Raw genomic sequence first — 6,146 nt, forward strand, 5'->3', positions numbered from 1 at the left:
TCACTTCTCCTCGGCGCTGGGCAGAGCGGTGTGACGGGCAGGAAGCACTTCGGGGGGCTGCGAGACCACGCGATCGCGGCGGACGGACTCGCCGACGATGACGTCGAGCCGCTCCTGTGCGGGAACGGCGATTTCCAGGACGCTTCCGTCGGCCCGCCGGTCGTAGATCCTGCCTCCTTGTTGGATTGCCCCCGGTGCCGTGAGCAGCGTCGTACGCCGCTCACGCTCGAACGTGGCCGCGTTCTTACCCTCGACCCAGATCCGGATCGTGTGCCACATGCCGCCCTCCCGTCCCTTCCGGATGCCTCCCGCGAGCGACAGCGCCGCTCGGATCGTCTGAACCACCATGCCCGCTCCATCGGCTCGTCGTGTCTGCCTTTCAACTCGGTAAGACCGCCGATGGCGGTCCGGTTCGCACGAATTTCTGGAAATCCTCGATCCGTCTCCCATCCAGCAGCCCTGCGGTTGCTGGATGCGGCCCACAAGCCCCTTGGGCCACTCGTTGCTCGCCAGTACAGGGTGTCGCGACGGGGGCCGGAGTGCGCGGCATCCAGCACCACAGGGGCGCGATCACCATGGCCAAGGACGAGCAGAAGAAGGGCAAGAGCCCAGACGCCACGAAGATGGCCGGCGACATCGTCACGAGTCAGTCCGCCGAGGTCAAGCAGCTCCAGGGCATCCTCGACCGGCTCTGAGCGGCATCATCTCTGACCGCCCGGGCAAGGAGGCCTTCGCCGGCTTGCCCGGGCGGTCGTGCGCCACGGCGCGGCGACCGCATCCGGCATCCCCGGCGGCCGTCGCCCAGCCGGCCAACCAATCCGCAATCGGACGGGCTCCCAACAGGGACAAGAGACAGCAACGCTTTCTTGCCTGTCGTGTGCAGCTGGAGCATATACGCAGCATGGCGTGGTCGCGTCGTAGCAAGGAAAGGCTGCCCCATGAGCACAAAGGCTGCGGCCACCCGGCCGAGCCGCCGGTTCGGCCGAGGCGAGATCCGCCGTCTTGTCGCGATGTACGGCTTCATAGCGGTGCTGCATGTGGCGGGGTTCGGCCTCTTCGCGTACTACAACGCCCGCTACCACAACCTCGCCGACAGCCAGGGCATTGAGGTCGGGGCCACGTTCCCGCGGGGGTGCGGGACTGAGGTCGGTGACGGCAACGTTCAGCGCATCGTCGGTGGCCGCGAGTTCGAGGGTGTATCGGCCGCCGCCGTGGCGCAGGGCGTTGGTGGTGAGCTCGGAGACCACGAGAGCAAGGGTCTCCGCCGTCCCGGGGGCCGGAACCTGTTTCGAGGTCCTCGGCGCAGGTGCGGGCGACGTCACGAGCGTGAGCGATTCCGGCGGGGTTGTCACCCTCAACAACCACAGGGGCTCTGGGGGCCTGCGTGCGCGTCGTCTCCGTGTCGGTCATGCGCTACCACCCCGCCCTGGATCGGTTGTGCCGCCGGGTACAGCGTGTGCCCGGCGGGCGAGGGTTCTCCCCGGGACGTCACTCTTCCAGGTGTGTTTACGGTAGAACTCCACGCATCAGCCCTGAAGAAAATCTGTCGTGGCAACAGTAGACATTGCCTCGTTGCAGGGTTACTGTTTCTGTTGTACCCAGGAAGTCGATGAGGGCACGGCAGAGATGAACTGCCGTGCATGCAGGTCAAGTAGGACGCGGCCCCCAGGGGTCGCGAGCAGCACCCGCGTTCCAGCAGTACAACCGAGTAACCGAAGGTAAGGAGCGGAACGCCATCAGGATCGCCCGGGCGAGGAAGAAATCCGCCTGGGTACCGCAGGCCCCGGATTGGAAGGTGGTCCCCGGTCACGCATCCGCGATCCCCGCAGCCCCGCCCTCCCAGGCGGAACCTGCGGACAAAGAAGGCCGGCACGGTGTGCCGGTAGATGGTGTTGAAAGCTCGGGGCCCGGGTGCCGTATGGCACCCGGGCCCCCCGACGCGTCCCCTGGAAGAAGAGGTCTATGCCCCCTGCCGGTCCCCGTCCCGTCGACAATCTCGACGACGACGACTACCCCGCCTACACCATGGGTCGGGCCACCGAGATGCTCGGCACCACCCCCGCCTTCCTCCGCGCCCTCGGCGAACACCGCCTGATCACCCCACTGCGCTCCGAAGGCGGTCACCGCCGCTACTCCCGCTACCAACTGCGCATCGCCGCCCGCGCCCGCGAACTCGTCGACCAGGGCACCCCCATCGAGGCCGCCTGCCGCATCGTCATCCTCGAAGACCAACTCGAAGAAGCCCAGCGCATCAACGAGCAACTGCGCACCCAGGGCAGCGAGTCCCAATCGCAGACCTCAGCCTGAACCAGGACGCCGGGCCGCCCGCTGGAGTCGCTGTCCGGCACTGGCAAGGTCCGTGCCGGCCAGCTCAGCCTCCGCGTCCAGGGCCTCGGCTACGGAAGCGCAGACGGCGGCGTCGCCTAGCGTTAATGGCTGCTTCGTTGGCCCAGGGCCGGAAGTGGGTGGGTTCAGGAGGATGTGAGGGTGTCGAGTTGCGCTGCGAGGTCGGGGTGGGTGGTGGTCAGGTGGGGGCGGGTGGCGTTGAGGGGGTGGATGAGCTCGGCGGGGTCGTCGTGGGCGAGGGCGGCGTGGAGCCGGCTGAGCGGGAGACGGGCCGCGCTAGGCAGGTCGGTGAGGGCGGTGATCTGACCTGCGATGCGGCGCAGGTCGGCTGCGTTGCGGCGGGCCCAGGCGGCCTGGGTGCGGTCGGCGGCTCGGCGTTCGCGGGTGGCCTGGACGCGTTGTTCGCCGGTGGTTCCGGCCGGGCCGGGCCGGTTGCGCAGGTAGCGGCGTTCGGCGGCCTGGCGGCTGGCGACGCCGAGGGGGTGGGCGAGGTCCGCCCAGCTGGCACCCGCGTCCCGGGCGGTCTCGATCAGGCCGGATTCCCATCCGGCGAGCTGCTCGCGTACCTGCCGCAGCAGCAGAAGCGAGGCCAGGGCCTGCTCCGGGCCGACATCGTGAGCCTCCGCAGCGTCGGGAGCCTCGTGCCGGGCGGCATGCAGGGCGTCGTCTATGGCGTGAAGGGCTGCCGCGGCGGCGAGGAACGACGCCGGGCTGTGTGCGTCGGCACTGGACGATGCCGGCTGGTCGGCCGGGGTCATGAGCACCTCCCACAGGTAGTCATCCTATGGACGACACCATGTTTGTCATCCATTGGATGACATGTTACAACGGTGTCAGTGAGCGCATTGGCAGCAACTGCCCGAACCTTCCTGGAGGTGTTTTCCCATGTTGATGCGCACCGACCCCTTCCGTGAGCTGGACCGGCTGGCCCAGCAGCTGATGGGCCCGGGTACCTGGTCCAGGCCGTCCCCGATGCCGATGGACGCCTACCGCGAGGGCGACCAGTACGTGGTGGCCTTCGACATCCCCGGCGTCAGCGCGGACGCGATCGACATCGACGTCGAACGCAACATGCTGACCGTCAAGGCCGAGCGCCGGCCCGTGACCAAGGCCGACGACGTGCAGATGGAACTGTCGGAACGGCCGCTGGGCGTCTTCTCCCGCCAGATCGTGCTCGCCGACACCCTCGACACCGAGCACATCCAGGCCGACTACGACGCAGGCGTACTCACCCTGCGCATCCCGATCGCCGAGCGCGCCAAGCCCCGCAAGATCGCCATCGGCATCGGGACCGGCCGCAAGGAGATCTCCGGCTGAGCCGGACAGCCATGGGCTGAACAGCGGCGGAGGACGGGCACCCATCTGATCTCCCCCTCGCCCGTCCTCCGCGCCCCTCGGACCTGAGGAAGAGGTGACGGCCGACGTGACTGTGCGACGCGAAGCGTTCCTCGACCATGTGAAGGAACGCGGCGAATACGACACCCTGCAGGAAGCCGAACGTGCGGCCCGCGTGGTGCTCGCCCTGCTGGGCGCACACCTGGTCGGCGAAGTACGCGCCCAGCTGGCGGCGCGTCTGCCGGAAGGCTTCGCCCTGATCCTTCTCAACCCGCTGCAGAGCGCCGAGCCGCTACCCCCGGAGCGGTTCGTGCGCGCGACCGCGGCCTGGATCGAAGGGGCCACCGAACAGACCGCGGCCTGGGACGTCAGCGCCGTCCTGTCCACGGTCGCCGACGCCGCCGGAGACGACCTCCTCGAGGCGATCCTGCTCCAGCTCCCCGTGGGCTACGACCTCCTCTTCGGCCGCCCCCAGCCCACCTGACCACCCACCCCCGGTGGCCGCACACCGGCCACCACGACCCTGGTGACAGAAAGGCAACCACCGCAGTGATGTCCGACCAGAGCGCGCCGCTCCAGCAGCCCTACGGGAGGGCGTACGAGCACATGCTGGAGAAGGTCCGCTATGAAGGCGCCTACCCAACCCGTGAGAAGGCCGAGGAAGCCGTCCGCCTCGTCCTCGCGGGACTGGGACGTCAGCTGACCGGCGACGAACGCGTCGAACTGGCCGCCCGCCTCCCCTTCGAAGCGGCAAGCGTCCTCACCGCCCAGATCCCAGCCACCCAGCCGCTGGGTGGCTGGGCCTTCGTCAAGGACCTCGCCGCCCGCACCGGCGCCTCCCTGGGCACCACCCGCTGGGATACCGGATCCGTCTTCTCCGCCGTCGCGGCCTACGCCGGCCCCGACCTGCTGACCCGCATCCTGCGCCAGCTCCCCTCCGGCTACGCGTTGCTGTTCGGCCGCGCCGAACTCACCCCCGCCGCGTAGAAGGCGACGTGCGTGCTCGGGGCGGGCACGCACGTCGCCGCGTCACTGCCCCGCAAGGGTCCTGACGTGTTGTTGAACGACCCGAGTTGTTGAACTCCCATGTTGGACAACGGAACTCGATTCGCGCCCGGCGCGTCGAAGCCCAGGAGCTATGTTCAACAGCCGAATCGGTTGATGAACGCCGCGGACATTGCTCGCCGAGTCCTCAGCGAGGGCCCAGGTGCGGAGCTATCCGACTCCGGCCCGTGCCCGCCCACTTGCTGCAGGAAGTTACTACGAGTGTTACGTGGACTCCCACACTGCTGATAGGGGTGCCCAGCACCCGCGGTCGTCGGCGCCTACACCGGGACCGTCACTCACTCGGTCGGTTATGACACGCCCGCAGCGCCAGCAAGCCGTCGCGTTGCGGCTCGCCACTCGCGCTCACGGCCTGGCAGGGAGGATGCTGAAGGCATGGAGGCCGTACCCATAGTCGTCCACGCCCCATCGTCGACCGGGGGCAGACGGGTCACTGCACACGGCGAGACCCTGGGCATGGCCCACAGTGATTGGGACTTGGCCGAGCTCTTGCACCACGCCGGACTGCCGCACCCCGAGGAGCTGCTGGACGACTCGGCGTGGGTGAAGTGGCAGGGCGGCCGGCCCCCACCGCTACGAGCTGCTGTGAGTCGCCGAGTCGGAATCGCCCCGGCTGCGGCTCTCCTCCACGAGAGCCGCAGCCGCGTGCACGCGGAGCGATCGCATTGACGCAGGTCGACACGGTGGCACCGCGTGCGTATGGCCGACGCAGGCGGGCGAGCGGTTGATGCCGCACTCGGCGGCGTGGCGCCCACGCCGCCCAGCATCCTGCCAGCCTCTCTTCGCTGGGCGGCCCTGCCGCTCCTTGCGGGCTCGTCTTGACCTTCTTCAGGGGACGATGTGGAACGTGAGTTCCGTGGTCGTGTCGTCGACGACGTGCCCATGCACGTAGCCGCGGCTCGTCTCGTAGCTCCCTGCGCCTCCGGTGATCGCGAGGTTGAAGTCGCTGGGAGGCGGGGCGTAGGGAGGATGACCCTGAACAGTGATGTCGCCGTCGGCGAGGGCGAAGGTGATCAGGCACTGCAGGGTGCCATATGAACGTACGCGCCGTAGTTATTGCCGAGATCTTCGACGACCTAGCCGAGATGTGCGAGGACGCAGCGAGTTTCTTCGGCGGGGCGGACGGATTGCCGATCCGGGGACTGGAGCTTGCCGCTCGCCAGTGGCATCGGGCTGGCCGCATTGTCCGAGAATCCCACGGTCCCTCACCGGATGATCTCCTGGCAAGAGCTGTCGACGCCTGCTGGCAAGGTGCTGGCGTTACGGCGAGACGTCGGCCAGGAGGCTGTTCACCGGGCGCCTAGGTGTGCTGTCCGGACAGGTTGGTGACGCGGCTGGCTGGGGTGTGGCCGCTGATTCCGGTGTGGGGTCGGTGGTAGTTGTACCAGTCCAGCCAGTCG

7 protein-coding genes and 1 pseudogene are annotated in these 6,146 nt (G+C 68.5%); 5 read left to right on the forward strand and 3 right to left on the reverse strand.

Annotation, left to right across the window (positions count from 1 at the left end; genetic code table 11):
- The gene (locus tag ACWCP6_RS28850; protein ID WP_450935499.1) at positions 1–348 is read right to left on the reverse strand and encodes a hypothetical protein; all 348 of its coding nucleotides are present in this window, start codon (positions 346–348) and stop codon (positions 1–3) included.
- Positions 349–539: 191 nt separating this feature from the next.
- Between ACWCP6_RS28850 and ACWCP6_RS28855 the strand changes: the two genes are divergently transcribed.
- Together ACWCP6_RS28855 and ACWCP6_RS28860 are read left to right on the forward strand one after the other, a co-directional pair.
- Positions 540–695: a DUF305 domain-containing protein gene (locus ACWCP6_RS28855; protein ID WP_450935500.1), complete on the forward strand. Its 156-nt coding sequence runs from the start codon at positions 540–542 to the stop codon at positions 693–695.
- A 1,267-nt stretch (positions 696–1,962) separates the two neighbouring features.
- Positions 1,963–2,307 (forward strand): MerR family transcriptional regulator, encoded by a 345-nt coding sequence (locus ACWCP6_RS28860; RefSeq protein ID WP_450935501.1) that lies wholly within the window; start codon positions 1,963–1,965, stop codon positions 2,305–2,307.
- Positions 2,308–2,471: 164 nt separating this feature from the next.
- Here the strand turns inward: ACWCP6_RS28860 and ACWCP6_RS28865 are convergent, their stop codons facing one another.
- On the reverse strand, positions 2,472–3,104 hold the full coding sequence (locus ACWCP6_RS28865) for a type III effector protein (RefSeq protein WP_450935502.1): 633 nt from the start codon (positions 3,102–3,104) through the stop codon (positions 2,472–2,474).
- 127 nt (positions 3,105–3,231) lie between these two features.
- Between ACWCP6_RS28865 and ACWCP6_RS28870 the strand changes: the two genes are divergently transcribed.
- The 3 genes from ACWCP6_RS28870 (at position 3,232) to ACWCP6_RS28880 (ending at position 4,668) form a co-directional block, all read left to right on the forward strand.
- On the forward strand, positions 3,232–3,663 hold the full coding sequence (locus tag ACWCP6_RS28870; protein ID WP_450935503.1) for an Hsp20/alpha crystallin family protein: 432 nt from the start codon (positions 3,232–3,234) through the stop codon (positions 3,661–3,663).
- A 106-nt stretch (positions 3,664–3,769) separates the two neighbouring features.
- The gene (locus ACWCP6_RS28875) at positions 3,770–4,165 is read left to right on the forward strand and encodes a DUF2267 domain-containing protein (RefSeq protein WP_450935504.1); all 396 of its coding nucleotides are present in this window, start codon (positions 3,770–3,772) and stop codon (positions 4,163–4,165) included.
- A gap of 68 nt (positions 4,166–4,233) precedes the next feature.
- Positions 4,234–4,668, forward strand: a complete 435-nt coding sequence (locus ACWCP6_RS28880) for a DUF2267 domain-containing protein (protein ID WP_450935505.1) — start codon at positions 4,234–4,236, stop codon at positions 4,666–4,668.
- Between the two features lie 1,378 nt (positions 4,669–6,046).
- On the opposite strand, the pseudogene ACWCP6_RS28885 reads toward ACWCP6_RS28880, so the two are convergent.
- A pseudogene (locus tag ACWCP6_RS28885) lies at positions 6,047–6,146 on the reverse strand (IS481 family transposase); the annotation flags it as partial.

The organism is Streptomyces sp. NPDC002004, from assembly GCF_053593975.1.